This window comes from Roseateles sp., from assembly GCF_039595595.1.
Taxonomy (GTDB): domain Bacteria; phylum Pseudomonadota; class Gammaproteobacteria; order Burkholderiales; family Burkholderiaceae_C; genus Roseateles.
Window position 1 is genome coordinate 51,106 of sequence record NZ_JBCNLG010000023.1, and the last position, 25,515, is coordinate 76,620.

The window sequence follows — 25,515 nt, forward strand, 5'->3', positions numbered from 1 at the left end:
TGAGGCCCCGCGTTCGTTGCATCGGCGGGCGCCGGGCGCGCTCGGGCCGATGGCCTTACTCGAACTTGTCGAGCACCGCGCCCGAGCTGGCGCTGGACGCGTTCTTCGCGAACTTGGCCAGCACGCCGCGCGTGTAGCGCGGGGCGGGCTGCGTCCAGGCGGCCTTGCGGCGCGCGAGCTCGGCATCGTCGACATGCAACTGCAGCAGCAGCTGATGGGCGTCGATGGTGATGGCGTCGCCCTCCTTGACCAGCGCGATCGTGCCGCCCTCGTAGGCTTCCGGCGCGACGTGGCCGACCACCATGCCCCAGGTGCCGCCGGAGAAGCGGCCGTCGGTGATCAGGCCGACGCTCTCGCCCAGGCCCTGGCCGATCAGCGCGCCGGTGGGCGCGAGCATCTCCGGCATGCCGGGCCCGCCCTTGGGGCCGAGGTAGCGCAGCACCATCACGTCGCCGGCCTTGATCTGGCCGGCCATGATCGCGGCGAGCGCCGACTGTTCATCGTCGAAGACGCGCGCGGGGCCGGTGATCACCGGGTTCTTGAGGCCGGTGATCTTGGCGACGCAGCCCTCGGGCGACAGGTTGCCCTTGAGGATCGCGAGGTGGCCTTCGGCGTAGATCGGGTCCGACACGGCGCGGATCACCTCCTGCTGCGGCGACAGGTCCGGCACGTCGGCCAGGTTCTCGGCGACGGTCTTGCCGGTGATGGTGATGCAGTCGCCGTGCAGCAGGCCGGCCTTGAGCAGCTGCTTCATCACGGCGGGGATGCCGCCGGCCTTGTGCAGGTCCACGGCCAGGAAGCGGCCGCTGGGCTTGAGGTCGCACAGCACCGGGATCTTCTTGCGCATGCGCTCGAAGTCCTCGATGGTCCACTCGACCTCGGCCGCATGCGCGATCGCCAGGAAGTGCAGCACCGCGTTGGTCGAGCCGCCGGTGGCCATGATCACCGCGACGGCGTTCTCGATCGCCTTCTTGGTCACGATGTCGCGCGGCTTCAGGTCGGCCTTGACGGCCTGGACCAGATAGTCGGCGGCGCGCTTGGTGTTCTCGACCACCTCGTCCTCGACGTTGGACATGCTGGACGAATAGGGCAGCGACATGCCCAGCGCCTCGAAGGCCGAGCTCATCGTGTTGGCCGTGTACATGCCGCCGCAGGAGCCGCTGCCCGGGATGGCGCGCTTCTCGATCTGGCAGAAGTCCTCTTCGCTCATCTTGCCGGCGCTGAACTGGCCCACGGCCTCGAAGACGCTGACGATGTTCAGGTCCTGGCCCTTGTAGTGGCCGGGCTTGATGGTGCCGCCGTAGATGTAGATCGCCGGCACGTTGGCGCGCAGCATGCCCATCATGCCGCCGGGCATGTTCTTGTCGCAGCCGCCGATCACCATCACGCCGTCCAGCCACTGGCCGCCGACGCAGGTCTCGACGCAGTCGGCGATGACCTCGCGCGACACCAGCGAGTACTTCATGCCCTCGGTGCCCATGGCCATGCCGTCGGAGATCGTCGGCGTGCCGAAGAGCTGCGCGTTCGCGCCGGCGGCCTTCAGGCCGATGACGGCGGCGTCGGCCAGCTTCTGCAGGCCGGAGTTGCAGGGCGTGATCGTCGAGTGGCCGTTGGCCACGCCGATCATCGGCTTGCCGAAGTCGCTCTCCTGGTAGCCCATGCCGTAGTACATCGAGCGGTTGGGCGCGCGGGCGACGCCCTCGGTGATGTGCCTGGAGCGGCGGTTGGGCGCGTCGTCGTGGGGGGCGTTCTTGGCGTCGGTCATGGCGCGGATCCTGGCGGGAAATGCTTGGAGCCGGCCAGTATGCGCTGCGTCATCAAGCGGGTCCAATATATAGTTGAACGCGTTTTGATTCACAGGATGTATCGATGATCGAGTTGCGTCCGCTGCGCCAGTTCCTGGTGCTGGCCGAGGAACTGCACTTCGGCCGGGCCGCGGAGCGGCTGCACATGACGCAGCCGCCGCTGAGCCTGGCGGTGCAGAAGCTGGAGGCGCAGCTCGGCACGGCGTTGCTCGAGCGCGGCCGGCGCACCGTGACGCTGACGGCGGCTGGTCAGGCGCTCGTGGAGGCGGGCGCGCGGCTGCTGGAGCTGGCCGAACAGGTGCCGGCGCGCGTGCGGGCGGCGGCCAGCGGCGAAGCCGGGCGGCTGAGCCTGGGCCTTGTCTCGACGGTCGGCTACGGCGACATGCCGCGCTGGCTGCGGCTGTTCCGCGAGGCGCTGCCGGGCGTGCAGCTCGCGCTGCGCGAGGCGACGCTGGACGTGCAGCTGCGCGGCTTCGAGTCCGGCGAGCTCGACGCCGGCTTCGTGATCCACGCGCCGGGCGCGGAGCCGGCGGGCTTCGAGCGGCTGATCGTCTCGACCGAGCCGCTGGTGCTCGCGCATGCGCAGGACTGGGGGCTGACGCGCCGCGGACGCGCGCCGGCGCTGGAGGACGTGCTGCGGCAGCCGCTGGTGGTGTTTCCGCGCGAGATCGCGCCTTCGCTCTTCGATGCGCTGCTGGGCTTCTATCGCGCGCATGGCGCCACGCCTCAGATCGCGCAGGAGGCCATCCAGATGCAGACCATCGTCAACCTGGTGTCGGCGGGCATGGGGGTGGCGTGGGTGCCGCGGTCGGTGTGCGCGCTGCAGCGGCCGGGCGTGCGCTATCAGCCCTGGCCGCACGAGCAGGTGCCCGCCTGCGACACCAGCCTGATCTGGCGGCCGGAGGCGTCGCCGGTGGTGCACCGGTTCGTCAAGCATGTCCGGGAGCAATTGCCGCGGTAGCAATTGCCGCGCGAGCCGGACGTGGGTTCGACGGCGCGTCCCCGGGGGCGCGTGCGCGCCTCGCGGAGTTCTGCGACCATGCGCCGTTGAAAGGAAGTACGCCTGTGAAAACTCCCCGCGCTCCCCGCCATTCTCGCCATTCCAGCGATTCCCAGGGCTCGGGCCGCGATGGCCGGCAGGGCCGCCTGCGCCGGCTGATCGGCGCGATCTGCGTCGTGACCGGCTTCTCGATGCTCATGAGCCTCGCCTTCGCCTCCTCGGCCCAGGCGGCCGTGTTCAAGGATCAGGAACTGCAGTCGCTGCTGGACGCGGGCCGCGCCGATGACCTCGAGAAGCTGGCTGGCCAACGCGTCAAGGCTGATCCCGGCGATGCGCAGGCGGTGGCCGCGCTGGCGCTGGCGCAGCTGGATCTGGCGGACTCGTCGGTGCTGAAGCAGAACGTCCAGCGGCTGGAGCAGTGCGTGCAGCGCACGCCTGACGAAGGCGCCTGCCACTACGCGCTGGCGCTGGCGCTGGTGATGCAGGCGCGCGGCGGCAGCAAGTTCAAGGCGCTGGGCTCGCTGGGCCGGGTCAGCGAGCTGGCCCAGCGCGCGATGGCGCTGCTGCCCGACGCGCCCGAGCCGCGCAGCGCGCTGCAGCAGTACTACCTGGCGCTGCCGGGCTTCATCGGTGGCGGCGAATCCAAGGCGCGCGCGCTGGAACAGGACGTGAAGGACCAGGCGCAGCTGCATCTGATGCGGGCCCGCGTGGCCGCGTCGAAGAAGGACTGGCCGGCGATGGAGAAGGAGCTGCGCGCGGTGAACACGCGGCGTCCGGAGCTGCTTCTGGAGCTGCGCGTGCTCTGGAGCGATTACGGCCGCAACCTGATGTACAGCGACCGCAAGGAGAAGGCGGTGCCGTGGTTCGAGGAATTGCTGAAGAACCAGCCCACGCAGGCGATGGGCGCCTACAACCTGGGCCGCGCGTACGACGCGCTGGGCCAGTACGACAAGGCGGTGGCTGCGTTCGAGCGCGCCCGCGGCCTGCAGGGCGCGGAGCAACTGGGCCTGGATCGCAGACTGGCGAGCGCGCTGGCCGCCAAGGGCGACAAGGCGCAGGCGCGCGACGCGCTGCAGCGCTGCATCGACAACCGCCGCGGCAGCAGTGGCGACGTCGAGGACTGCCGCAAGCAGCTCGCCGCGCTGGGCGCCGGGGCCGGCTGACGCGCCGCCGCGCCGCCGGGCCGCCCGGCGCGCGCCCTTATGATTCGCCCCTTCCCGCCCCGCTCAAGTTTTCCCATGTTGGTGCACCCCCAGTTCGACCCCGTGGCCTTCACGATCTGGCGTTGGCCGATCCACTGGTATGGGCTGATGTATCTGACGGCGTTCGGGCTGTTCCTGTGGCTGGGCAACCGGATGGTGAGCAAGCCCTGGAACGCGGCGCGCGGCTGGACGCGGCGCGACATCGACGACCTGCTGTTCTACGGTGTGCTGGGCGTGGTGCTGGGCGGGCGGCTGGGCTACGTGCTCTTCTACAAGCCGTCCTACTACCTGAGCCACCCGCTGGAGATCTTTGCCGTGTGGCAGGGCGGCATGGCCTTCCACGGCGGGCTGCTGGGCGTGCTGATCGCGCTGGCCTTCTTCGCGTGGCGGCGCGGCTTCCACTTCCTGGAGGTCGGCGACATCGTCGCGCCCTGCGTGCCCACGGGTCTGGCGGCGGGGCGGCTGGGCAACTTCATCAATGGCGAGCTGTGGGGCCGGCAGGCCGACGCCAGCCTGCCCTGGGCCATGATCTTTCCGCAGGCCGGCGATGGCCTGCCGCGTCATCCGTCGCAGATCTACCAGTTCCTGGGCGAGGGCCTGCTGCTGTTCATCGTGCTGTGGCTGTTCGCGCGCAAGCCGCGGCCGATGGCGGCGGTGTCGGGGCTGTTCCTGCTGGGCTATGGCATCGCGCGCTTCACCGCCGAGTACTTCCGCGAGCCCGATGCCTTCCTGGGCCTGCGCGCCTTCGGCTGGAGCCAGGGCCAGTGGCTGAGCACGCCGATGATCGTCGGCGGCGCGCTGATGATGCTCTGGGCCTACCGCCGGCAGGCGCGCCTGGGCGCGGCCCAGGCTCACTGAGCGCCGCGCGGAGTCATTGCCGCCGTTGATCCGCACACGAGACTTCCAGACATGCGTCAGATCTTCTTCGATACCGAAACCACCGGCCTGAATCCCGAATCGGGCGACCGCGTCGTCGACATCGGCTGCGTGGAAATGGTCAACCGTCAGCTGACGGGCCGTCATCTGCACTTCTATCTGAACCCCGAGCGGGACATGCCCGAGGAGGCCTTCCGCGTTCACGGGCTGAGCAGCGAGTTCCTGGCGGACAAGCCCAAATTCGCGGAGGTCGTGGACGAGCTGCTGGCGTTCATGCGCGGTGCGGAGCTGGTGATCCACAACGCGGCGTTCGACGTGGGCTTCATCAACGCGGAGCTCAAGCGCTGCGGGCGGGCGCCGCTGCATGAATGCGTGGCCAGCGTGCGCGACACGCTGCTGATGGCGCGGGACATGTTCCCGGGCAAGGCGAACTCGCTGGACGCGCTGTGCCGCCGGCTGGAGGTCGACAACAGCAATCGCGGCCTGCACGGCGCGGTGAAGGACGCGGAGCTGCTGGCGGAGGTCTACATCCGGCTGACGCGCGGCCAGGACTCCCTGGTCATCGACGACAGCGCGGCGTCGACACCGGGGCAGGGCGGGGCGATGGAGATCGCGGCGATCGATTTCAGCGCGTTCGCGCTGCCGGTGATCGCGGCCACGGCGGAAGAACTGGCCTTGCACGACAAGGTGCTGGCGGAGCTGGACAAGGCCAGCGGCGGCAAGCGGATCTGGCAGGTCGACGCGCCGGCGGCGGAGGCCGTGCCAGCGGCCTGAGCTCAAATCGCAAAGAGTTCTTGAGTGGCGTCAAAAACTCATGGCATAATCTTCGACTTTCCCGGACACCCCGGTGGCAGCAAAAGCGGTGGCGAAAGTCGCCGCGGAAGTGGCAGCTGAGGGTGACAAGACCGGGCGGTTAGCTCAGCGGTAGAGCACTGCCTTCACACGGCAGGGGTCGCAGGTTCGAACCCTGCACCGCCCACCAAGTCCTTGTCGATGTCTCGCGAAATCCGGCAACCCGGTCCGAACACCGGGCGGTTAGCTCAGCGGTAGAGCACTGCCTTCACACGGCAGGGGTCGCAGGTTCGAACCCTGCACCGCCCACCAGAACAACCCCGTCAGCGCAAGCTGGCGGGGTTTTTTCTTGGCTGACGCGGCGGGTCGTGGCTTTGTGCGGGCAGCGAGAATTGCCCGATGCCAACCTTTCTGCCTCCGTCGCTCGCCGCGGTGATGCCGCGCTGCCTGCAACTCGCGCAGCAGCCCTTGCCGGATGGATTGATTCCGCTGCGATTGGACGGACTCGAGATCGGCCGCATCCATCCGATGCGCCAGGTCTTGCTCGCGCAGGCATGGCCCGAACTCGAGCGCCGCGACGGCGCGTTGTGGTGGGACGCGCGGGGCCTCGATGCCGACGCCCGTTCCGAGCGCATCGGCGCCGTCGCGCTCGAGTTGAAGGCGCGCGGCGCGATCCCCGGCTGGCGTGGCGAGCGCTTCGCCTGCGAGCATCCTGTCGACGATCCCTGCACGCGGCGCGGCGAGGTGCTCTTCCGGCTCGAGCGCGCCGCGTTCCGCTTCTTTGGCCTGATGAGCCGGGCGGTGCACATCAACGGTTTCCTGCCCGGCGCGCGGCTGGTCTGCGGCCGGCGGGCGATGTCCAAGGCGACCGATCCTGGACGGCTCGACAACCTCGCCGCGGGCGGCCTGCCCGCCGATGAGGACCTCATCGGCTGCGCACGCCGCGAGCTGCTCGAGGAGGCCGGCGTGCCGATGGCGATCAGCGCCTCGGTGCAGCCGCGCGGCGCCCTGCGCAGCACGCGGATGGAGCCCGAGGGCCTGCACGACGAGGTCCTGCATGTCTTCAGCCTCCAGTTGCCCGCAGGCTTCACGCCGCGCAACGGCGATGGCGAGGTGAGCGAATTCCTGACGCTCGATCTCGAATCGCTCGCCCAGCGCCTGGCCGCGGGCGAGTTCAGCCTCGACGCGGCGGCCGTCAGCGCGTTCGGCCTCCAGCATCCGCACGCGCTCGCCGACCTGCGCGGCTGATCGCCGGCCGGCTCGGCACAATCGGCGGCCATGGACCAAGTCGATGCGGTGGTGATCGGGGCCGGGGTCGTCGGCCTCGCGGTGGGCCGGGCGCTGGCCATGCGCGGCCTGGAGACGCTGGTGCTTGAGCGCGCGCACGCGATCGGCACCGGGGTGAGTTCGCGCAACAGCGAGGTCATCCACGCCGGGCTCTACTACCCGGCGGGCTCGCTGAAAGCGCGCCTGTGCGTGCGCGGCAAGGCGCTGCTCTATGCGCATTGCGAGTCGCACCAGGTCGCGCACCGGCGCTGCGGCAAGCTGGTCGTGGCGACCTCGCCCGAGCAAGTGCCGGGCCTGCGCGCGTTGCAGGCGAAGGCGGCCGTGAACGGTGTTCACGACCTGCAATGGCTCACGCGCGACGAGGCCCTCGCGCTCGAGCCCCAGCTGCGCTGCGAGGCCGCGCTGCTGTCGCCGTCGACGGGCATCGTCGACAGCCATGGACTGATGCTGTCGTTGCAGGGCGACCTCGAGCGGCATGGCGGCGCGGTCGCGTTCGGCGCGGCGGTGAGCGCGGTGCGGCGCGATGGTGGCCAGAGGCACATCGTCGAGACCGCCGAACTGGCGCTGGGTGCCCGCCTCGTCGTCAACGCCGCGGGGCTGCATGCGCCGCTCGTCGCCGCCGCGATCGAGGGCCTGCCCGCCGTGCCGCCCGCGCGCTTCAGCAAGGGCTGCTACTTCACGCTGCAAGGCCAGGCGCCGTTCTCACGGCTGGTCTATCCGCTGCCGCAGGACGCGTGGCTGGGCGTGCACCTGACGCTGGACCTGGGCGGTCAGGCGCGTTTCGGCCCCGATGCGCAATGGCTGGACGTCGAGCGCCCCGAGGACATCGACTACACCGTCGATCCCGCGCGCGCCGCGGTCTTCTACGATGACGTGCGCCGCTACTGGCCGGCCTTGCCTGACGGCGCGCTGCATCCCGCTTACAGCGGCGTGCGGCCGAAGATCCACGCGCCGCACGAGCCGGCCCCCGACTTCCGCATCGATGGCCCCGCGCAGCATGGCGTGCCCGGCCTGGTCAACCTGATGGGCATCGAGTCGCCCGGGCTGACGAGCGCGCTCGCGATCGCGGAAGAGGTCATCGAGCGCCACACTTCCTGACGCCGCCTTCAAGCGGCAGCAACGCGGGAGCACCACCATGAATGCCCTCATGCCCCTCCTCCGCAAGATTTCCCCCGAGCGCCTTCGTGGTGCCGTGGCGCTCGCGGGCGGCGCGCTCGTCCTGGCATGGGTGCCAGGCTTTGCCCACGCGAAGACGCGCGGCGGTGAGCGCTTCGACATGGCCGCCGAGCCGGCTCCCGTGCCGACGGCCTGTCCGGCCGGCGTTGGCGAGGGCACGACCTGCCTGTCGGGTCAGGACAGCGCCGGCGCGTTCTACCTGATCGCGATGCCCAAGGCGTGGCATGGCGATCTCGTCGTGCACGCGCATGGCGGGCCCTTCCTGGGCGCTCCGACGGCGAAGCGGGTCGCGGAGGACCTGACGCGCTGGTCGATCATGCCGAGGCTGGGTTACGCGTGGGCGGCCTCCAGCTACCGGCAGGGCGGCGTCGCGGTGACGGCGGCGGCCGAGGACACCGAGCGCCTGCGGCGCCTGTTCATCGCCAAGGTCGCCAAGCCCAGGCATGTGTACCTGCACGGCCAGTCGTGGGGTGCGAGCGTCGCGGCGAAGGGGGCGGAGCTGTTCGCCGACGCCAAGCCCTATGACGGCGTGCTGCTGACGTCGGGGGTGCTGGGTGGCGGCACGCGCAGCTACGACTTCCGGCTCGACCTGCGGGTCGTCTACCAGTCCCTGTGCCACAACCATCCGCTCGCGAGCGAGCCGCAGTACCCGCTGAACATCGGCCTTCCCGCCGATTCGACGCTGAAGCAGCACGAGCTGGCCAGGCGCGTCGACGAGTGCCTGGGCCTGGACAAGCCGGCGGCGGAGCGCACGCCGGCGCAGGCGGCGAAAGTGAAGACGATCGTCGACGTCATCCACATTCCGGAGCGCAGCATCCAGTCGCATCTGAACTGGGCGACCTGGCATTTCCAGGACATCGTGACGCAGCGTACGGGCGGCGCGAGCCCGTTCGGCAATGCCGGCGCGGTGTACGCGGGCTCGGACGACGATGCCGCGCTCAACGCGGGCGTCGCGCGCTACCGCGCGGATCCGAAGGCGGTGGCGATGCTGTCGGCGGATGCGGACCTCAGCGGAAGGATCCTGGTGCCGGTGCTGACGGTGCATGCGATCCACGATCCGACGGCGATGGTGGAGCTGCAGGAGCGCTTCGGCCGCACGATGGCGGCGGCGGGGCGGGGCGACGCGCTGGTCCAGACCTATACGGGCGACAAGGACCACAGCTACCTGAGCGATCCGACGTACGCGGCGCTGATGGAGGGGCTGAGCGCGTGGGTCACGCAGGGGAAGAGGCCGACGCCGGCGTCGATCGCGGCGGGCTGCGAGAAGGCGAGGGCGACGCTTGGCTCGACCTGCCGCTTCGAGCCGGACTATCAGCCCAAGGCGCTGGAGACGCGGGTGCCGGAGCGCGATCGGCCCTGAGCTTGCGCGCGCGCCTTCGGCCGTCACGGCTCGCGCGGCGTGACCTTCATCACCGAGTCCCCCGGCCTGAGCCTCGTCACGCGCACGCAACGCGTCGGCGCGGGCTCGCAATGGGTCACTTCGATCGATCCCGAGCCATCGCCCGCCGGGCGCAGGACGAGCGCCCGCTCATGCGGCCAGACCCGGTTCACGGCGCCGTCCAGCAGCGGCTGCGGCACGGTCGGCAGCTTGAGCGCCAGGAACGCCATCAGTTCCTCCCGATGGGCCTTTGTCGCGAGGTGGCGATAGAACCCCCACTGCTCGCGAAACGTCACGGTGGCGTCCGGGTGCAGGACAGGCGCGGCGCTCATGAGCGCGGCGATCGCGCAGGCGCCCGAGCACCTGCCATGGACTTCCACCGCGCGTGACCGCAGACCTGGGTCGAGCACCATTCGGGCGAGCAGTGAATTGCCGCCTTGAATCTCCAGAAAATGAACGGTCCTTATTTCCCGATGCACGTCGAGCAGGGTTTCGATGCGCCGGATATCTGAATTATTCAGCGCGCCGCCTTGCACCCAGAGGGAATGAGTGGAAACATCATGCCGAAGCGTCGCGCTCTGGGTTGCTCCCGGCAGCGAAACTGCCAGGATGAGGATGAATGGCTTCATTTCTACAAAGGCGGACCGGACAGGCCGGCCCGCCGCCTTTCATCGATTACTGGCTATTCTCGAAAATCAGATCGCGGCCATTGCTGAATCCTCTGGAAATCATGTGGGCCAGGGCCGCCTGCTGGCAGGTGATCCAAGGCACCACCAGTGTCCTGCATTGCGTGTCGAGGTCGGCGGCCCATTGGCGATAAACCGCATCGGCCGCCGCGGTCGAATAATGAAAGTATCCCCAGGGGACATGTTCTCCCCAAGCGTTCTGGCCTCGCGCATGAGTCCGTGACGCATCTCCGCCGGAAACCCTCTCGATTTCGGCGTCGGTCAAAACTTGCAGTGTCATTGCATTCTCCATGAAACGGTTGGAAGCGCAGCCGGCTTCGGGCCTGGATGGCGATCGCGTATGCAGTTTGATCGACGCCTTCGAATGAGCGGATCAGGGTTATCTCCCCGAGGGAGTTTTCCCGCTGGCCTGCATTCATGGTGGATGACATATGAACACCACGTCATTGGGGGGCACCTTGGTCAATATTTGCCATCTGGTTGGGGAAACCACCTGTGAGGGAAATGCAAATGCCGCGCGAACGAACCTGGGAGCCGACCTTGCCCGCGTAAGCGGGTTGGCCGTCGGCATTCCGCCGGCGGCTCCCTGATCCAGCCAAGGAGTTCCGTCATGACCCGTTTTCCGCTGCGCAGCCTCCGTCCCGCGGACCTGGTGCGCGAATCGCTGATCGCCGGACTCGCGTCCGGCCTGCTGTCGGCGCTCGCCGTCGCGTGGGGCAGCCGCGCCGGCGGTCATCGCGCCGTCGCGGGCCTGAACGCGCCCAGCCACTGGCTCTGGGGCCAGGAAGCGCTCGAGTCGGAGGAACTGAACCTGCGCCACACGGCGGTGGGCGTCACGACGCACGTCGCGTCCGCGCTGTTCTGGGGTGGCCTCTACGGCCTGATGCGCGGCTGGCATCGCCGTCCGACGCCGCTCAACGCCGCCACCGACGCGATCACCCTCACGGGTGCCGCGATCGTCACCGATTACCTGCTCGTGCCCAAGCGCCTCACGCCGGGCTTCGAGGAGCGGCTCACGCCGCCGCGCCTGGGGGTCGTCTACCTCGCGCTGGCTGGCGGGCTGCTGCTCGGCGCGCTATGCAGCGAGGACCGCTGACCGACGCCAGCAGGACCCAGGTCCCCGCGCGAGAACGCCCGGGGCTACGAACGCTTCGCCTTCTCCGGGAATGCCGTGGGCTCACTCGATCGAGAGCAGCGTCACCGACCGCGCCGGCAGCGTCAGCGAGCGCCCCAGCGTCCGGCGTTCCCCGCTCATGACGTCGAGCGCCGTCTCACCGCCGCGCAGCATCTCCGGGAAACGCGCCAGATCCAGCTCGCGCGCCTCGCGCGCCTTGTTCAGCGCCAGCATCAGCCGCTTCCCGCCCAGTCCCTGCGCCGCGTCGTAGCGGAACAGCACGTAGGTCTCCGCCAGCGGCGCGTACTGCATCAGCGCGCCCTCGTGCACCAGCCGCTCGGACTTGCGCCAGTTCAGCAGCCGCTTCAGCCACGCCTGCGCGCCGGCCTGGCGCTCCGTCAATCCCGCGCCGGTGAACGCGTTGACCTTGTCGCCGACCCAGCCGCCCGGAAAGTCCGCCCGCACCGCGCCGTCGTCGCGATGGCGCGGGCTGGTCATCAGGATCTCCGAGCCGTAGAAGAACTGCGGAATGCGCCGCACGACCGCCAGGTAGGCCCAGGCCATGCGCGTCAGGTCCAGGTCCTCGTGCAGCACGCTGTAGGTGCGCGGCGTGTCGTGGTTGCCCTCGAACAGCACCAGGTTGGCAGGGTCCGGATAGACGAAGTCATGCGCCAGCGCCTCATACAGCCGCGTGAAGCCGCCATCGTGCGAGTCCGGCTGATTGAGCCCCGCCAGCAGCGCCTCCTGCAGCGGGAAGTCCATCAGGCTGGGCAGCGACGACACGTAGCCATCGTGGTTGCGCTTGCCGGCCTGCCAGTACGACACCACCGCCGGATGCGGGCTCCACTCCTCGCCGACGATGTTCAGGCGCGGGTACTCGTCCTTCAGCCGCCTGGACCAGGCGGCCAGGAAGTCCTTGTCCGAGTAGCTGTAGGTGTCGGTGCGCACGCCGGCGAGATCCGCCGTCTCGATCCACCACAGGCTCATCTGCGTCAGGTAGGTCGCCACCAGTGGCTGACGCTGGTTGAGGTCGGGCATGCCGGGGCTGAACCAGCCGTCGCTGAAGCGCTTGCGATCGCTGGGCGCCGCATACGGATCCTGCAGCGACATGCGCGCGTGATGCGTCTCGGTGTACTGGGGCCAGGCGTTGACCCAGTCCGCCGTCGGCAGGTCCGCCATCCACCAGTGGTGCGAGCCGATGTGGTTCAGCACGATGTCCTGGATCAGCCCCAGGCCATGGCGCCTGGCCTCGGCGCCCAGGCGCACGTAGTCGGCGTTGGTGCCGAAGCGCGGATCGACGCGGTAGAAGTCGGTCGCGCCATAGCCGTGATAGCTCCATTGCGGGCTGTCGTTCACCGACAGCGGCGTGGGCCACAGCATCGTGAAGCCCATCGCCGCGATGTAGTCGAGGTGGGCCGTCAGGCCCGCGAGGTCACCGCCATGGCGCCCGCCCGGATCATCGCGGCGCAGGCCCTCGGCCATGCCGGGGACCGTGTCGTTGCGCGGATCGCCGTTGGCGAAGCGGTCGGGCACGACCAGGTAGATCGCGTCCTTCGGTCCGAAGCTGGCGCGCTGCGCGGAGCCCGGCGCGCGGGCGCGCAGCGGATAGGCGTGCTCGACGACGACCTGGCCCTCGCGCTTGAGCCGCAGCGTCAGCGTCCCGGGCCGCGCCGAGGGAGCGATGCGCAGGTCGATGAACAGATAGTTGGGGCTGTCGCCACGCCGCGTGCCGCTCAGCGTCACGCCGGCCATCGGCGCGATCTCGGCCTGCAGCGCGCCGATGCCGGCGCCATGCAGCATCAGCTGCAGCTCGGGGGACTTCATGCCGACCCACCAGTCCGGCGGCTCGACCCGGTCGAGCGTCACGGCGGCGGAGGAGACGGAAGCGGCCGTGGCGGCCGTGGCAGCGGCGGCGGCGGGAGTGTGCGTCATGGCAAACAGGCTGAGGGCGAGGGAAGCGAGGATCGCGGGAAGGCGCCGCGCGAGGCGGGCAGTGGGCAGGGCGATGGGCCGTGCGATGGGCCGTGCGGTGGGCAGGGGGGACATGGCGGGCATCCTGCGCTCCCTTCAGCGAAGACGGAAGACCTGCACCGACCGCGGCGCGGCGTGCAGCGTGAGCCGGCCCTGGGCATCGGCGGCGAGCGGCGTGGACGCCTGTGACGGCGCGGGGTGGAGGGCGGCCCATCGCGCCTTCGGCGGCAGGGCCGTCAATGGCACCTCGGCGGCGTCCTGGCCGTAGTTGATGACGACCAGCACCCGCTGACCCTTGTACGCGCGCTGGAAGCCCAGCACGCGACCCTGCGCGAAGGGCGCCTCGTAGCTGCCGCGCGCGATGGCGGGCTGGCCGTTGCGCAGCGCCAGCATCGCCTTGTAGAAGTTCAGCAGCGAGCCCGGATCGGCCGCCTGCGCCTGCGCGTTGTGCGTCGCGATGTTGGGCGAGACCGGGCGGAAGGGCGTGCCGCTGGTGAAACCGCGTGCGTCGGCGGTCCAGCTCATCGGCGCGCGCAGCGGCGAGTCGCCCGGCAGTCCGGCCACGCCGGCCTGGCCGATCTCCTCGCCGTAGTAGAGGAAGGGCGTGCCCGGCAGCAGCAGGTAGGTCGCGGCGGCGAGCCGGTAGCGCGCCTCGTCCCCGCCGAACTGGTCCCAGGGCCGCAGGCCCGCGAAGATGTCGTGGTTGCTGAGCATCGTCGCCATCGACACCGGCGCCTCGGTGAAGAAGCGCGCGACCTTGGCCACCGCCTCGGGCGCGTGCTCGCCGCCCTTGGCCGCGTCGATCACCGCGCGCTCGAGCCCGAATGCGAAGGCGCTGCCGCACAGCGCATCGCGCGTGTAGATCTTGGGCTCCGCGGTCGCCTCGCAGACGACGAAGCGCCGCGGGTAGCGCTTGATCTGGCGCGTGAACCAGCCGGTCAGCGCGCGGCTCTCGGGCTGGTCGTTCCAGTCGCGGGCGTTGTTCTCGATCAAGTGCGGCACGGCGTCCAGCCGGTACCCGTCCAGCCCGCGGTTGAGCCAGAAGCGCAGGTTGTCCGCGTGGTACTTCACCACGGCCGGGTTGCGCATGTTGAAGTCGGGCATCTCGGGCCCGAACACCGCGAAGTAGCGCGGCGTGCCCGCCGGCGCGTCGGGCTTGGGCGGCGCGCTCGCGCCCTCGGAAGCCTCGGGCGCTTCCTCGCCGGGCAGGTACCAGGGCGTCTGGCCCCAGATGTCCCAGTCACGCAAGGCGGACAGCGGCTGCGACGACCACACGAACCAGTCGCGCCACGGGCTCGCCGGATCGGCTGCCGCGGCACGGAACAGCGGATGCTCGCGCGCGCTGTGATTGATCACGTAGTCCATGACGACGCCGATGCCGCGCGCGTGGGCTTCGCGGATCAGCGCGTCGAAGTCGGCCAGCGTGCCGTACTGCGGCTCGACCGCGCGGTAATCGGTGGTGGCATAGCCGTGGTCCCGATCGGCGCTGGCGGTGATCGGCATCAGCCAGATGCCTTTGACGCCCAGATCCTTGAGGTAGTCCAGCCGCTGGATCACGCCGCGCAGATCGCCGATGCCGTCGCCATCGCTGTCCTGGAAGCCGCGCACGAAGATCTCGATGAACGCGCCGTGCTGCCAGCCCTCGGGCAGGGCGCTGCGATCGTGAACCTCGGCCACCGGCGACAGGTCCACGGGCGCCGCCGCCGGAGTGGACGGCCCGGTGGGCACGGCCAGGCTGACGCTCGGCCCGGCAACGCCGGTCAGCGCGGCGAGCAGCGGGACGACGGCGAGGAATCGGCGAGGCATGTCTCGGTCTCCAAGTTCTTTGCTGTAGCAAAAGTACAGATTAATCCGTCTTCCAGGAACGGCTTGGCGCGACAGCATAGAAGGAACGTGCCATGAATGGAAGCCCTGATCTCCCTGGTGTGTAGTTTTGCTACTATCAAATCCATGGCGAAGGATTGAAGCTCAGCCCGGCGCCACCGCAAAACAACGTGTCGATGGAGACTCGATGGCCGCGCTCGCCCGCCTGTTCCGACTGCTTCGGCTGCTTCGCCTGCTTCGCTTCGGGCCCCTGATGGCCGCCGTGGCCCTTCCCGCCTTGACCGCGCTCCCGGCGCGGGCGGCGGCCGAGGCCTCGCTCGCGGCATGTCAGGGCGGGCCGGCAACGCTCCTCGCCGCGCCATCTTCGGCGCTGGCGGCGGCTCAGCCGGCGCCGCAGCCGGTCTGGCTCGATGCGCGGCGCCTGCGCTGGCCGGGCGTGACGCTGGCCCCGGGGCAGGCCGTGCGCTTGCATCACTCGGCGGCGGGCGCGTTGGGGCTGGGCGATGACCGCATCACCGGCGCCGATCGCAGCGTCACGCTGCTGCCGTCGGCGCAGCCGCTGACCGGAGAGCTCGCGGCTCGCAGCGCCTATCTGGGCGATGGCGCCGAGCTGGCGTTGCCGGAGCCGGGCCGGGCCGGCGATCTGGCCGCGATGCACCGCGGCCAGACGCTCGTGGTCATCGAGGATGCAAGGGGGCGCGCGCTGCGCTGGAGTCCTGCGCAGAACGCGCTCGCGCTGGACGAACTGTTCGCCGCCGCCGGGAACGAACCGGCGCTCGGCGTCTCGCTCACGCGCGCGGGCGCGGGCTTCAAGCTGTGGGCGCCGACGGCGGATCGCGTCGAGCTCTGCGTCTACGGCGGCCCGGACAGCGCTGCTCGCGCGCGCCTGCCGCTCAGGCGCGACGACAGCACCGGCATCTGGTCCACCGAGGCCGCCGGCGTGCGCGGCGGCGCGTACTACCGCTACCTCGTCGAGGTGTTCGTGCCCGGCCTGGGCCGGGTGCGCAACCTCGTGACCGACCCGTATTCGGTGAGCCTCTCGGCGGACTCGGCGCGCAGCTACGTGGCCGATCTCGGCGAAGCGCGGCTCCAGCCGGCCGGCTGGGCCGCGAGCCGCATTCCCGATCGCGTGAAGACGCCCACCGACATGGTGATCTACGAGCTGCACGTGCGCGACTTCTCGCGCGACGACGAGGGCGTTCCCAAGGCGCTGCGCGGCAAGTACCTGGCCTTCACGCAGCGCGGCTCGCTGGGCATGCGGCATCTGCACGAACTCGCGCGCGCCGGGCTGACCGACGTGCACCTGCTGCCCATCTTCGATTTCGCCTCGGTGCCAGAGCGGGGGTGCGTGGCGCACGGCCCGCCGCCCAGTGAGCTCCGCGTGAGCCGGGGCCAGGAGGCCTCGCGGCGCGCAGCCGCCGGGGACTGCTTCAACTGGGGCTACGACCCGTATCACTACAGCGCTCCCGAGGGCAGCTATGCCACCGACGCGAACGACGGCGCCGTGCGCGTGCGCGAACTGCGCTCGATGGTGATGGGCTTGCACGCGGCCGGGCTGCGCGTGGGCATGGATGTCGTCTACAACCACACGAGCGCCTCGGGCCAGCGATCGCCATCGGTGCTCGACCGCATCGTCCCGGGCTACTACCACCGGCTGGACGCGACGGGCCGCGTCGAACAGTCGACCTGCTGCGACAACACCGCGACCGAGCACCGGATGATGGGCAAGCTGCTCATCGACTCGGTGCTGCTGTGGGCGCGCGAGTACAAGATCGCGTCCTTCCGCTTCGACCTGATGGGCCATCAGCCGCGCGCGGTGATGGAGCAGCTGCAGGCGCGGCTCAAGCGCGAGCTCGGCCGCGAGGTGCAATTGATCGGTGAGGGCTGGAACTTCGGCGAGGTCGCGAACGGCGCGCGCTTCGTGCAGGCCTCGCAGCGGTCGCTCAACGGGACCGGCATCGGCACCTTCAGCGATCGCGGCCGCGACGCGGTGCGCGGCGGCGCGGCCGGCGATGACGCGGCGGCATCGATGCGCCGGCCCGGCTTCGTCGTGCCGGTCCCGGCGGACGGCGAGGGCAGCTTGGCGCGCCGCGAGGAACTGCTGCGCCAGGGCGATCTGCTCAAGCTCGCGATGGCCGGCACCTTGCGCGACTACCCGCTCGACACCGCGGACGGGCGCCGCATCGCGGGCGGGCAGTTCGCCTATGGGGATCAGCCGGCCGGCTATGCGTCGGTGCCGGCCGAAGTCGTGAACTACGTCGAGAACCACGACAACCAGACGCTCTTCGACGCGCTCGTGCTGAAGCTGCCGCGCGCGACCGCCGCCGAGGACCGGGCCCGCACGCAGGCGGTGGCGCTCGGCATCAACGCATTGAGCCAGGGCGTCGCCTATTTCCATGCCGGCGGGGAACTGCTGCGTTCGAAATCGATGGACCGCAACAGCTATGACTCGGGCGACGCGTTCAACCGGCTGGACTGGTCGGGCCGCGACAACGGCTTCGGCGCCGGGCTGCCACCGTCGGGCGACGGCGGCGCGGATGATGCGGTGCTTCGCCCGCTGCTCGCCGATCCGGCGATCAAGCCGCGTCCGGCGCAGATCGACTGGACGCGCCGCGTGTTCCTCGACCAGCTGCGCATCCGCGCCAGCACGCCGCTGCTGCGCCTGGCCGATCCCGCCGAGATCCTGCAGCGCCTGGTCTTCCACAACACGGGCCCGGGCCAGCAGCCGGGGGTGATCGTCGGCCGCATCGACGGCCGGGGCCGAGCCGATGCGGTCTTCGACCGGCTGCTCTACGTCGTCAACGCCAGCGCCGAAGCGGTGGCGCCGACCGTGCCGTCGGAAGCCGGCTTCGCCTGGCGGCTGCATCCGGTCCAGCGCGCCTCGTCCGCGGCCGACCAGCGGGTGAGGGCGGGCGCTGTCGCTGACCCGGCCACCGGCCGTTTCCAGGTGCCGGCGCGCAGCGTGGCGGTGTTCGTCGTCGAGCGGCGCTGAGCCGCCGCGTGACGGCGTTCGCGCCCGGGAAGACCCGCTCCGTCGCACGCGCGTGCGCATCGCGCGCGGCAGGACTAGCATGGCGGCTCAGCGGTCCCGTCAGAGGCCGTGTTGGAGATGGTCATGGGAACGACGATTCCGGTCCTGAAGGGGCTCCAGACGCTGAGGGCGCCGCTGCTGCTGGGCGCGGCCCTGCTGGCGGGCGCGCTGATGACGGGTTGCGCGACCACGGCGGGCGACACCGGCCCCGCCATCGACACCGCCCCGCTGATCCACGACGCGCTGTTCCCGCCCTCCACCGACGTCATCGACCCCGGCCAGGTCATCGCGATGACGCCGAAGATGCGCGAGTTCCTGCGCAGCCGGATCCCGAATGCCGGCGCCCACACGACGCTGACGATGGACGCGCGCGACATGCGCCACGCGCTGCTCGATGCGCTGTACACGCGCGGCGAACTGCAGCTCGAGTACGACGCCGAAACCACCCGCACCGCCGCCGAGGCCTTCGAGGCCAAGGCCGGCAACTGCCTGTCGCTGGCGATGATGACGGCCGCCTTCGCGCGCGAGCTGGACCTGCCGGTGGCCTTCCGCCAGATCTATGACGAGGAGCAATGGAGCCGTGTGGGCGACCTGCAGGTAGTGTCCAACCACGTCAACATCGCGCTGGGCCGGCGCAAGACCGAGTTCCGCGTGCTGGGCAGCGACGAGCCGACGCTGATCGTGGACTTCCTGCCCGGCGCCGAGATCGGGCGTCAGCGCGCGATGCCGCTGGAGGAGCGCACCATCGTCGCGATGTACCTCAACAACCGCGCGGCCGAGCTGATGTCGCAGGGCCAGCTGGCCCGCGCCTACTGGTGGGCCCGCGCGGCCTGGCTGCATGACCCGCGGCTGCTGACGGCGCTCAACACGCTGGGCGTGATCTACCGCCGCCATGGCGACACCGTGATCGCCGAAGGCGTGTTCCGCGCCGTGCTGCAGCGCGAGCCGTCCAACCTCCAGGCGATGTCCAACCTGGCGCAGTCGCTGCGCTTCCAGGGCCGGCTGGCCGAGGCGCAACTGCTCGAGACGAAGCTGGCGGAGCTCCAGCCCTATCCGCCGTTCAAGTTCTTCGACCTCGGTCTGGCCGCGATGAAGGCCGGCGAGTACGCCAAGGCGCGTGACCTCTTCGCCAAGGAGATCGACCGTTCGGCTTATTACCACGAGTTCCATTTCTGGATGGCGCTGGCCAACGTCGGCCTGGGCAAGTGGGACGTCGTGCGCGACGAGCTCGGCAAGGCCGAGGAGTACAGCATCACCGTGCGCCAGCGCCAGCTCTACGCGGCCAAGCTCGACAGCCTGCGGGCGAAGATGTCCAAGGCGCCGACCATCATGCGCTGACGCGGCTCAGACCGGATCGAGCGGCGGCAGCCCGTGGCGGGCGCGGGCGCGTGTGCAGGCCTCGTCGCCGAGGCCAAGTGGCGCGCGCATGCCGAATTCCCGGCACGGCGACGGGCGCCATTCGTAGATGCCGCAGCCGGCGCGCTCGCCGATCTTCCCCTGCAACGCCGCGCAGCGCGGCCGCGCGTGATCGGTGCCGCGCATCCGGCAAGTCGAGTCCGTCACCTCGACCGCGAGGCCGTCCGGCACCGTACCGCCTTCGCTCAGCAGTTCGTGGCGCGAGAAGTCGACGCGAAAGCTCGCGCAGCAGGCACCGCAGCGCGTGCAGGGGTTGTCGGCGAGGGCGGACATGTCAGGGAATGCGATCGGAAATGAATGGGCGCACTTAAGGGCGAACGACGGGGCGAACGAAAGGGGGAATGGGAGGGCGAACGAAAGGGGGAGTGGAAGGGTAGGGAAGGCGGCGCGCAGAGGCTTGGGCACGCCTCAGTTCGAGGCCGAGGGGCTGATCAGCGCATCGTCGTCCGAAGGCGGCGCATCGGGCTGCGCGGGCTCGCGCACCACGGTGACGGTGCAGGCGCACTGGGTCACGACCTGCGCCGACACGCTGCCCAGGTAGCGCCGCATCAGCGAGCTGGCGCGCGCACCCATCACCACGTGATCGACGCCGGTCTTGCCGGCGAACTCCACCAGCGCGTCGGCGGCGTCGGGCGCCTCCAGCACGTGGAAGGTCAGCCGGCCATCCTCGAGCGCGAGTTCGCGCGTCATCGGATGGGCCCAGTTCTTCAGCGCGATCAACTGCTGCACGTGATGGCTGCGGCCCTGCGCGTCGGTGAGTTCGTCCATGCCGATGCGGTTGGTCTTCATCACGCCGACGCAGGCCAGGCGCGCGCCGGGCTCGGTCTGCATCAGGCGCCGCACGACCTCGCGCAGTTCCTCGAGCAGGGCCGGCGTGGCGCCCTGCACGTCGACGGCGGCCATGATCACCGGGCTGCGCGCGAGCTGCGCGCCCACGGAGGCCGGCGCGTCCGGTTCCTCGCCCAGCGCCAGGAACCAGCGCTTGAAGCGCCGCACCAGGCCGCTGCGCTGCAGCTTGTGCGCGCGGGCCGTCAGCGGCACCGCGTCGGGCCGCTGCAGGTCCAGCGCGAGCTGGGCGGCGCTCTGGTAGCGGCGCTCGGCGCGCACCTCCAGGCAGTGCAGCACGATCTCCTGGAACCAGGGCGGCAGCTCGGGCCGGATCGCGCGCGGCGGGATCGGCTCGACGTAGAGACGCCGCCGCAGTTGCCGCACCGATACCGGCTGCCCGAACGGGCGCTCGCCCGTGGACAGGTGGTAGAGCATCACGCCCAGGGCGAACAGGTCGCTGCGCGGGTCGTTGCGGACGAACTGGACCTGCTCGGGCGACATGTAGGGGCCGGTGCCCATCGGCAGCGAGAACTCCTCCTCCAGCAGGTCGGGCAGGAAGTCGTGGCGCGACAGGCCGAAGTCCACCAGCACCACGCTGCCGTCGGGGCGCAGCAGGATGTTGCTGGGCTTGATGTCCAGGTGCACGAGGTGCTGGCGGTGCAGGTCGGTCAGCGCGTGCGCGACCTGGATGCCGATCTCCACGACCTCCACCAGCGGCAGCGGCGCCTGGTCCAGGCGCGGGCGCAGGCTGTCGCCCTCGATGCGCTCCATCACGATGTAGGCCTGACGGCGCCAGTCGCCGCGCGCGACGAAACGCGGCACATGCGGCCCCTTGAGCGCCGGCATCAGCATCTGCTCGACCTCGAAGCCGACGATGGTGGCCGGGTCCTCGCCGCCCTTGATGCGGGGGACCTTCATGATCAGCGGGAAGTCCTCGCCGGGGACCGGCGTCTCGCGCCGCACCTGCCAGAGGTTGGCCATGCCGCCCTGGTGCAGCCGTGCCTCGAGCACGAAGCCGTCCAGCACCTGGCCGGGCTGCAGCGCCGCGGTGATCGGGGTCGGGGAGGGCGTGGCGGAGGCTGGGGCGGCGTCGTTCATCGATTCAGCGGCCGGCGACGAGGCGGTGCGCCAGGCGGTCCGCCAGTCCGGCGGGCAGCCCCGGGGCGGCGCGCAGTCCGGCGGCGGCGGCCTCGACATCGTAGGGGACGCGCTGGAAGGTCAGTTCCTCGCTGTCGTGGTCGAACAGCGCGTAGGCCGCGGCCGGATTGCCGTCGCGCGGCTGGCCGCAGGCGCCCGGGATGACCAGCCACTGCCGGTTGGGCAGCAGCGGGATCGGCACGCCGGGCTGCGGCTTGAAATCGCCCGCCTTGCCGGTGCCCGACAGGTGATAGAGCATCGGCTCGTGCATGTGGCCACAGAAGGTGTAGCGGCACTCGGTCGCGTGCAGGCTGCGCATCGCCTCCAGCCGCCCTTGCACGTAGGCGAAGCCGGCCGGGTCGAAGGCGTTGGCGTGGACGTAGAGGCAGTCGTCCTCTTCCTCGGACATCGGCAGCGACGACAGGAAGGCGAGCTGGTCGTCGCTCAGGCGCGAGCGGGTCCAGGCGATGGCGGCGCGGGCGTCCTCGTTCATCGTCGGGCGCGGGCCCTGGGTGACGCCCAGGTCATGGTTGCCGGCGACCGCGATCGCGCCGTCGGCCCGCAGCGCCCGCACCTGGTCGACCACCCAGCCCGGGTCGCTGCCGTAGCCGACGTAGTCCCCCAGCAGCGCGAAGTGCGCGACGCCTTGCTGCCGGGCATGGCCGAGGACGGCCTCGAAGGCCTGCCGGTTGGCGTGCAGGTCGGAGATCAGAGCGGTTTTCATGTGATCGGCAAGCATGCCACGCGTGGCTGACGCCAGGCTTCGTGGGAATACGAAGGTGGAGAGCGAAAGACGCGATGGCGGCGCGACGTCTACCCATTGGAGCGTAATCCCATTCAGGGGACTCCCCCGAACCGGAGGGGCGATCCCCCTTTGGATGGGCGATGAATGGCGGCGGGCGCGGGTTTCACGCGTTGTGGCCGGGGTTGCCTTTGCTAATCTGGCCGGCGACAGGGGCGCGGATGACGGCGGGCGGAGCCCGCTGCCGTGGCGGTCCTGTGCACGGGAGCACATCAGATGACGACCTTGGAACGCGGGTGGAAGGGCCGGCGCGTGCGCTGGCGGGCGGGCTGTTGCCTGGCCGTGGCGGCGCTGGCGGCAGCGGCGGCGCGGGCGGAGTGCTCGCGGCCGATCCGGGTGCCGGTGGCGCCGATCGGGATGAGCGTCGTCGTCTCGGGCGGAGAGGTCAGCGGTGTGTATCCGGACGTGCTGCGCCGGGTGTCGGCGGAGACGGGTTGCCAGTTCGAGTTCGTGGTCGTGCCCCGCGCGCGCGTGGAGGCGATGTTCGCCAGCGGCGGCGGGGATCTGCTGGCGCCCGCGACGCGCACGCCGCAGCGCGACCCGCATGGGGAGTTCGTGCCGCTGATGAAGGCGCGGGCGATGCTGATCTCGCTGGGCGGGGACCGCGAGCCGGTGGAGAGCCTGGCCGAGCTGGCCGAGCGCCGCGAGCTGCGCGTGGCGGTGGTGCGCGGCTTCGACTACGGCGAGCCGTATCAGCAACTGCTCAGGCAGCTGAAGGCGCAGCGCCGGCTGGTGGTGGAGGCCGACCCGGCGGCGGTGGTGCGCGCGCTGGATCGCAACCTGGCGGACGTGACGCTGATGGCGCCGTCGATCCTGGCCGGGACGCTGCTGCAGGACTCGAAGACGCGGCCGCTGCTGGATCGGCTGCGGCTGGAGGCGCTCGTGGAGCTGGGCTGGACTGACAGCGGGATCTATCTGTCGCGGCAGCTGCCGGCCAGGGATCGCGAAGTGCTGGGCGATGCGATCGAGCGCAACACGCGCTCCGGTGCCGTGTGGAAGGCCGTGCAGAAGCATTACCCGGCCGGCTCGTATGAAGAAGGGCTGAAGGCGATCGCAGGGGGGAAGTAGCGCTGGCATCGCGCACGAAAAAAGGCCCGCATCGAGCGGGCCTTGTCGTCTCAAGCGCGGGGCAGGGCGCTCAGCCGATGCGCCCCAGCAGCAGGTACTCCATCAACGCCTTCTGCACGTGCATGCGGTTCTCGGCCTCGTCCCAGACCACCGACTGCGGTCCGTCGATCACGTCGGCCGTGACCTCCTCGCCGCGGTGCGCCGGCAGGCAGTGCATGAACAGCGCATCGGGCTTGGCCACCGACATCATGGCCGCGTCGACGCACCAGTCCGCGAATGCCGCGCGACGCGCCTCGTTCTCGGCCTCGTAGCCCATGCTGGTCCAGACGTCCGTCGTCACCAGGTCCGCACCGCGGCAGGCCTCCTTCGGATCCTTGAAGACCTTGTAGCAGCCGGTGTCCTTCACGCCGGCGACCGCCGGGTCGATCTCGTAGCCGCTCGGCGTGCTGACGTGCACCGTGAAGCCCAGGATCTCCGCCGCCTGCAACCAGGTGTTGGCCATGTTGTTGCCATCACCGACCCAGGCCACCACGCGCCCCTTCAGACAGTCCATGTCGATCGCGCCGCGCCGGTCCATGCCGCGCTGCTCGATGAAGGTGAACAGGTCCGCCAGGATCTGGCAGGGGTGGTACTCGTTGGTCAACCCGTTGATCACCGGCACCCGCGAGTGCGCCGCGAAGCGCTCCAGCTTGGTCTGCTCGTAGGTGCGGATCATCACGATGTCCACCATGCGGCTGATCACGCGCGCGCTGTCCTCGATCGGCTCAGCCCGGCCCAGCTGGCTGTCGCCGGTGGTCAGGTGCACCACCGAGCCGCCCATCTGGTACATGCCCGCCTCGAAGCTCACCCGCGTGCGCGTCGACGCCTTCTCGAAGATCATCGCCAGCGTGCGGTCCTGCAGCGGCTGGTACTTCTCGTAGTTCTTGAAGCGCCGCTTGATGATCGACGCCCGCTCGAACAGATGGGCGTACTCCTCGGCGCGCAGGTCCTTGAACTGCAGATAGTGACGCATCAGCGAGTTCCCCGGCTTCATGGCGCGGACGCCGGTTGCGCCAGGAAGGCCTTCACCAGCGGCACCAGGCGCGCGGCGATCTCGGCGGCCTCGGCGCTGGTGAGGATCAGCGGCGGGACCAGGCGGATGACCTTGTCGGCCGTCACGCTCAGCAGCAGCCCCGCGTCCATCGCCTGCGTCAGCAGCACGCCGCACGGACGGTCCAGCTCAATGCCCAGCATCAGGCCCTGGCCGCGCACCTCCACGACACCGGCCACGCCGGCCAGGCCGTGCTCGATCGCCGCCTTCAACTCGGCGCCGACGGTCGCCGCATTGGCCAGCAGGCCGTCCTCTTCCATCACGGCCAGCGTCTCGACGCCCGCGCGCATCGCGAGCGGGTTGCCGCCGAAGGTGGTGCCATGGTTGCCCGGTCCGAAGACCTTGGCGGCCCGGTCGCCGCACACCACCGCGCCGATCGGCACGCCCGAGCCCAGGCCCTTGGCCAGCGGCATCACGTCCGGCACGATGCCGGCCCACTGGTGCGCGAACCACTTGCCGGTGCGGCCGATGCCGCATTGCACCTCGTCCAGCATCAGCAGCAGGTCGTGCTCGTCGCACAGCTTGCGCAGGTCCTTCAGGAAGTCGATGCGCGCCGGATTGATGCCGCCCTCGCCCTGGATGGTCTCCAGGAAGATGGCCGTCACGCCCGGATGCTCGGCGATCGCCTTGCGCAGCGCGCCGATGTCGTTCAGCGGGACGCGGACGAAGCCCGGCACCAGCGGACCGAAGCCGGCCTGCACCTTCGGGTTGCCGGTGGCCGACAGCGTCGCGATCGAGCGGCCGTGGAAGGCCTTCTCGAAGACGATCACCTCGGGGTTGTCGTTGCCGCGGTCATGGCCGAACTTGCGGGCGATCTTCAGCGCCGCCTCGTTCGCCTCCAGGCCGGAATTGCAGAAGAACACGTTGGTCAGGCCCGACAGCGCGCAAAGCCTGGCCGCCAGCGTCTCCTGCAGCGGGACGTGGTAGTAGTTGCTGGTGTGGATCAGCTTGCCCACCTGGTCCCGCAGCGCCGCCACCAGCCTCGGATGGTTGTGTCCGAGCGTGTTGACGGCGATCCCGCCCAGGCCGTCC

Annotated in this window: 21 protein-coding genes and 2 tRNA genes; 13 read left to right on the plus strand and 10 right to left on the minus strand. The window is 70.3% G+C overall.

What is annotated here, in order from left to right; translation table 11 throughout:
• Positions 1 to 55: 55 nt before the first annotated feature.
• A complete protein-coding gene (ilvD, locus tag ABDW61_RS21180) occupies positions 56 to 1,765 on the minus strand; it encodes a dihydroxy-acid dehydratase (protein WP_343641533.1) in 1,710 nt (569 codons plus the stop codon).
• Positions 1,766 to 1,869: 104 nt separating this feature from the next.
• Between ilvD and ABDW61_RS21185 the strand changes: the two genes are divergently transcribed.
• The 9 genes from ABDW61_RS21185 to ABDW61_RS21225 all read left to right on the plus strand — a co-directional run bounded on the left by ABDW61_RS21185 (position 1,870) and on the right by ABDW61_RS21225 (position 9,498).
• Positions 1,870 to 2,766 (plus strand): LysR substrate-binding domain-containing protein, encoded by an 897-nt coding sequence (locus ABDW61_RS21185; RefSeq protein WP_343641535.1) that lies wholly within the window; start codon positions 1,870 to 1,872, stop codon positions 2,764 to 2,766.
• A gap of 104 nt (positions 2,767 to 2,870) precedes the next feature.
• On the plus strand, positions 2,871 to 3,968 hold the full coding sequence (locus ABDW61_RS21190; RefSeq protein WP_343641537.1) for a tetratricopeptide repeat protein: 1,098 nt from the start codon (positions 2,871 to 2,873) through the stop codon (positions 3,966 to 3,968).
• Between the two features lie 75 nt (positions 3,969 to 4,043).
• Positions 4,044 to 4,865, plus strand: a complete 822-nt coding sequence (gene lgt / locus ABDW61_RS21195) for a prolipoprotein diacylglyceryl transferase (protein ID WP_343641539.1) — start codon at positions 4,044 to 4,046, stop codon at positions 4,863 to 4,865.
• Positions 4,866 to 4,916: 51 nt separating this feature from the next.
• Positions 4,917 to 5,657, plus strand: coding sequence for a DNA polymerase III subunit epsilon (gene dnaQ / locus ABDW61_RS21200; protein ID WP_343641541.1), 741 nt, complete (start codon positions 4,917 to 4,919; stop codon positions 5,655 to 5,657).
• Positions 5,658 to 5,790: 133 nt separating this feature from the next.
• Positions 5,791 to 5,865: transfer RNA gene (locus tag ABDW61_RS21205), tRNA-Val, on the plus strand.
• A 47-nt stretch (positions 5,866 to 5,912) separates the two neighbouring features.
• Positions 5,913 to 5,987, plus strand: a tRNA-Val gene (locus ABDW61_RS21210).
• 87 nt (positions 5,988 to 6,074) lie between these two features.
• Positions 6,075 to 6,923, plus strand: a complete 849-nt coding sequence (locus ABDW61_RS21215; protein WP_343641543.1) for a DUF4743 domain-containing protein — start codon at positions 6,075 to 6,077, stop codon at positions 6,921 to 6,923.
• A 30-nt stretch (positions 6,924 to 6,953) separates the two neighbouring features.
• Positions 6,954 to 8,060, plus strand: coding sequence for an NAD(P)/FAD-dependent oxidoreductase (locus tag ABDW61_RS21220; RefSeq protein WP_343641545.1), 1,107 nt, complete (start codon positions 6,954 to 6,956; stop codon positions 8,058 to 8,060).
• A gap of 49 nt (positions 8,061 to 8,109) precedes the next feature.
• Complete coding sequence (locus ABDW61_RS21225; protein WP_343641547.1) at positions 8,110 to 9,498, plus strand: hypothetical protein; 1,389 nt, start codon at positions 8,110 to 8,112, stop codon at positions 9,496 to 9,498.
• Positions 9,499 to 9,521: 23 nt separating this feature from the next.
• Here ABDW61_RS21225 and ABDW61_RS21230 read toward each other — a convergent pair whose 3' ends face one another.
• Positions 9,522 to 10,145 (minus strand): hypothetical protein, encoded by a 624-nt coding sequence (locus ABDW61_RS21230; protein ID WP_343641549.1) that lies wholly within the window; start codon positions 10,143 to 10,145, stop codon positions 9,522 to 9,524.
• Between the two features lie 46 nt (positions 10,146 to 10,191).
• Positions 10,192 to 10,482 carry a hypothetical protein gene (locus tag ABDW61_RS21235; protein ID WP_343641551.1) on the minus strand — a complete coding sequence of 97 codons (291 nt, stop codon included), beginning with the start codon at positions 10,480 to 10,482 and terminating at the stop codon, positions 10,192 to 10,194.
• Positions 10,483 to 10,812: 330 nt separating this feature from the next.
• Between ABDW61_RS21235 and ABDW61_RS21240 the strand changes: the two genes are divergently transcribed.
• Complete coding sequence (locus ABDW61_RS21240) at positions 10,813 to 11,298, plus strand: hypothetical protein (protein ID WP_343641553.1); 486 nt, start codon at positions 10,813 to 10,815, stop codon at positions 11,296 to 11,298.
• An 81-nt stretch (positions 11,299 to 11,379) separates the two neighbouring features.
• Here ABDW61_RS21240 and ABDW61_RS21245 read toward each other — a convergent pair whose 3' ends face one another.
• Positions 11,380 to 13,248 (minus strand): glycoside hydrolase family 13 protein, encoded by a 1,869-nt coding sequence (locus ABDW61_RS21245; RefSeq protein WP_343641555.1) that lies wholly within the window; start codon positions 13,246 to 13,248, stop codon positions 11,380 to 11,382.
• A gap of 135 nt (positions 13,249 to 13,383) precedes the next feature.
• The gene (locus tag ABDW61_RS21250; RefSeq protein ID WP_343641557.1) at positions 13,384 to 15,093 is read right to left on the minus strand and encodes an alpha-amylase family glycosyl hydrolase; all 1,710 of its coding nucleotides are present in this window, start codon (positions 15,091 to 15,093) and stop codon (positions 13,384 to 13,386) included.
• A 205-nt stretch (positions 15,094 to 15,298) separates the two neighbouring features.
• Between ABDW61_RS21250 and ABDW61_RS21255 the strand changes: the two genes are divergently transcribed.
• The gene (locus ABDW61_RS21255) at positions 15,299 to 18,103 is read left to right on the plus strand and encodes an alpha-1,6-glucosidase domain-containing protein (RefSeq protein ID WP_343641559.1); all 2,805 of its coding nucleotides are present in this window, start codon (positions 15,299 to 15,301) and stop codon (positions 18,101 to 18,103) included.
• 123 nt (positions 18,104 to 18,226) lie between these two features.
• A complete protein-coding gene (locus ABDW61_RS21260) occupies positions 18,227 to 19,480 on the plus strand; it encodes a hypothetical protein (protein ID WP_343641561.1) in 1,254 nt (417 codons plus the stop codon).
• A 6-nt stretch (positions 19,481 to 19,486) separates the two neighbouring features.
• Here the strand turns inward: ABDW61_RS21260 and ABDW61_RS21265 are convergent, their stop codons facing one another.
• The 3 genes from ABDW61_RS21265 to ABDW61_RS21275 all read right to left on the minus strand — a co-directional run bounded on the left by ABDW61_RS21265 (position 19,487) and on the right by ABDW61_RS21275 (position 22,247).
• Complete coding sequence (locus tag ABDW61_RS21265) at positions 19,487 to 19,831, minus strand: YkgJ family cysteine cluster protein (RefSeq protein WP_343641563.1); 345 nt, start codon at positions 19,829 to 19,831, stop codon at positions 19,487 to 19,489.
• A 135-nt stretch (positions 19,832 to 19,966) separates the two neighbouring features.
• Positions 19,967 to 21,484 (minus strand): bifunctional serine/threonine-protein kinase/universal stress protein, encoded by a 1,518-nt coding sequence (locus tag ABDW61_RS21270; protein WP_343641565.1) that lies wholly within the window; start codon positions 21,482 to 21,484, stop codon positions 19,967 to 19,969.
• Between the two features lie 4 nt (positions 21,485 to 21,488).
• Positions 21,489 to 22,247: a metallophosphoesterase family protein gene (locus ABDW61_RS21275; RefSeq protein ID WP_343641567.1), complete on the minus strand. Its 759-nt coding sequence runs from the start codon at positions 22,245 to 22,247 to the stop codon at positions 21,489 to 21,491.
• Between the two features lie 294 nt (positions 22,248 to 22,541).
• On the opposite strand from ABDW61_RS21275, the gene ABDW61_RS21280 reads away from it, so the two are divergent.
• Entirely contained in the window at positions 22,542 to 23,393 is an 852-nt protein-coding gene (locus ABDW61_RS21280) for a transporter substrate-binding domain-containing protein (RefSeq protein WP_343641568.1), read from the plus strand.
• 70 nt (positions 23,394 to 23,463) lie between these two features.
• Here the strand turns inward: ABDW61_RS21280 and argF are convergent, their stop codons facing one another.
• Complete coding sequence (argF, locus tag ABDW61_RS21285) at positions 23,464 to 24,426, minus strand: ornithine carbamoyltransferase (RefSeq protein ID WP_343641569.1); 963 nt, start codon at positions 24,424 to 24,426, stop codon at positions 23,464 to 23,466.
• Positions 24,423 to 25,515, minus strand: a 1,093-nt coding sequence (locus ABDW61_RS21290) for an aspartate aminotransferase family protein (protein ID WP_343641570.1), incomplete at its 5' end; no start/stop codon positions are given. The genes argF and ABDW61_RS21290, both read right to left, overlap by 4 nt.

What these genes read in the sequence shown, in the direction of transcription:
- ABDW61_RS21225 (WP_343641547.1), top strand. Translation starts at nt 8,110, where the DNA reads ATGCCCCTCCTCCGCAAGATTTCCCCCGAGCGCCTTCGTGGTGCCGTG.
- dnaQ (WP_343641541.1), top strand. Translation starts at nt 4,917, where the DNA reads ATGCGTCAGATCTTCTTCGATACCGAAACCACCGGCCTGAATCCCGAA.
- ABDW61_RS21280 (WP_343641568.1), top strand. Translation starts at nt 22,542, where the DNA reads ATGACGACCTTGGAACGCGGGTGGAAGGGCCGGCGCGTGCGCTGGCGG.
- ilvD (WP_343641533.1), bottom strand. Translation starts at nt 1,765, where the DNA reads ATGACCGACGCCAAGAACGCCCCCCACGACGACGCGCCCAACCGCCGC.
- argF (WP_343641569.1), bottom strand. Translation starts at nt 24,426, where the DNA reads ATGAAGCCGGGGAACTCGCTGATGCGTCACTATCTGCAGTTCAAGGAC.
- ABDW61_RS21245 (WP_343641555.1), bottom strand. Translation starts at nt 13,248, where the DNA reads ATGACGCACACTCCCGCCGCCGCCGCTGCCACGGCCGCCACGGCCGCT.
- ABDW61_RS21270 (WP_343641565.1), bottom strand. Translation starts at nt 21,484, where the DNA reads ATGAACGACGCCGCCCCAGCCTCCGCCACGCCCTCCCCGACCCCGATC.
- ABDW61_RS21240 (WP_343641553.1), top strand. Translation starts at nt 10,813, where the DNA reads ATGACCCGTTTTCCGCTGCGCAGCCTCCGTCCCGCGGACCTGGTGCGC.
- ABDW61_RS21220 (WP_343641545.1), top strand. Translation starts at nt 6,954, where the DNA reads ATGGACCAAGTCGATGCGGTGGTGATCGGGGCCGGGGTCGTCGGCCTC.
- lgt (WP_343641539.1), top strand. Translation starts at nt 4,044, where the DNA reads ATGTTGGTGCACCCCCAGTTCGACCCCGTGGCCTTCACGATCTGGCGT.
- ABDW61_RS21275 (WP_343641567.1), bottom strand. Translation starts at nt 22,247, where the DNA reads ATGAAAACCGCTCTGATCTCCGACCTGCACGCCAACCGGCAGGCCTTC.
- ABDW61_RS21215 (WP_343641543.1), top strand. Translation starts at nt 6,075, where the DNA reads ATGCCAACCTTTCTGCCTCCGTCGCTCGCCGCGGTGATGCCGCGCTGC.
- ABDW61_RS21235 (WP_343641551.1), bottom strand. Translation starts at nt 10,482, where the DNA reads ATGACACTGCAAGTTTTGACCGACGCCGAAATCGAGAGGGTTTCCGGC.
- ABDW61_RS21250 (WP_343641557.1), bottom strand. Translation starts at nt 15,093, where the DNA reads ATGCCTCGCCGATTCCTCGCCGTCGTCCCGCTGCTCGCCGCGCTGACC.
- ABDW61_RS21265 (WP_343641563.1), bottom strand. Translation starts at nt 19,831, where the DNA reads ATGTCCGCCCTCGCCGACAACCCCTGCACGCGCTGCGGTGCCTGCTGC.
- ABDW61_RS21185 (WP_343641535.1), top strand. Translation starts at nt 1,870, where the DNA reads ATGATCGAGTTGCGTCCGCTGCGCCAGTTCCTGGTGCTGGCCGAGGAA.
- ABDW61_RS21230 (WP_343641549.1), bottom strand. Translation starts at nt 10,145, where the DNA reads ATGAAGCCATTCATCCTCATCCTGGCAGTTTCGCTGCCGGGAGCAACC.
- ABDW61_RS21260 (WP_343641561.1), top strand. Translation starts at nt 18,227, where the DNA reads ATGGGAACGACGATTCCGGTCCTGAAGGGGCTCCAGACGCTGAGGGCG.
- ABDW61_RS21255 (WP_343641559.1), top strand. Translation starts at nt 15,299, where the DNA reads ATGGCCGCGCTCGCCCGCCTGTTCCGACTGCTTCGGCTGCTTCGCCTG.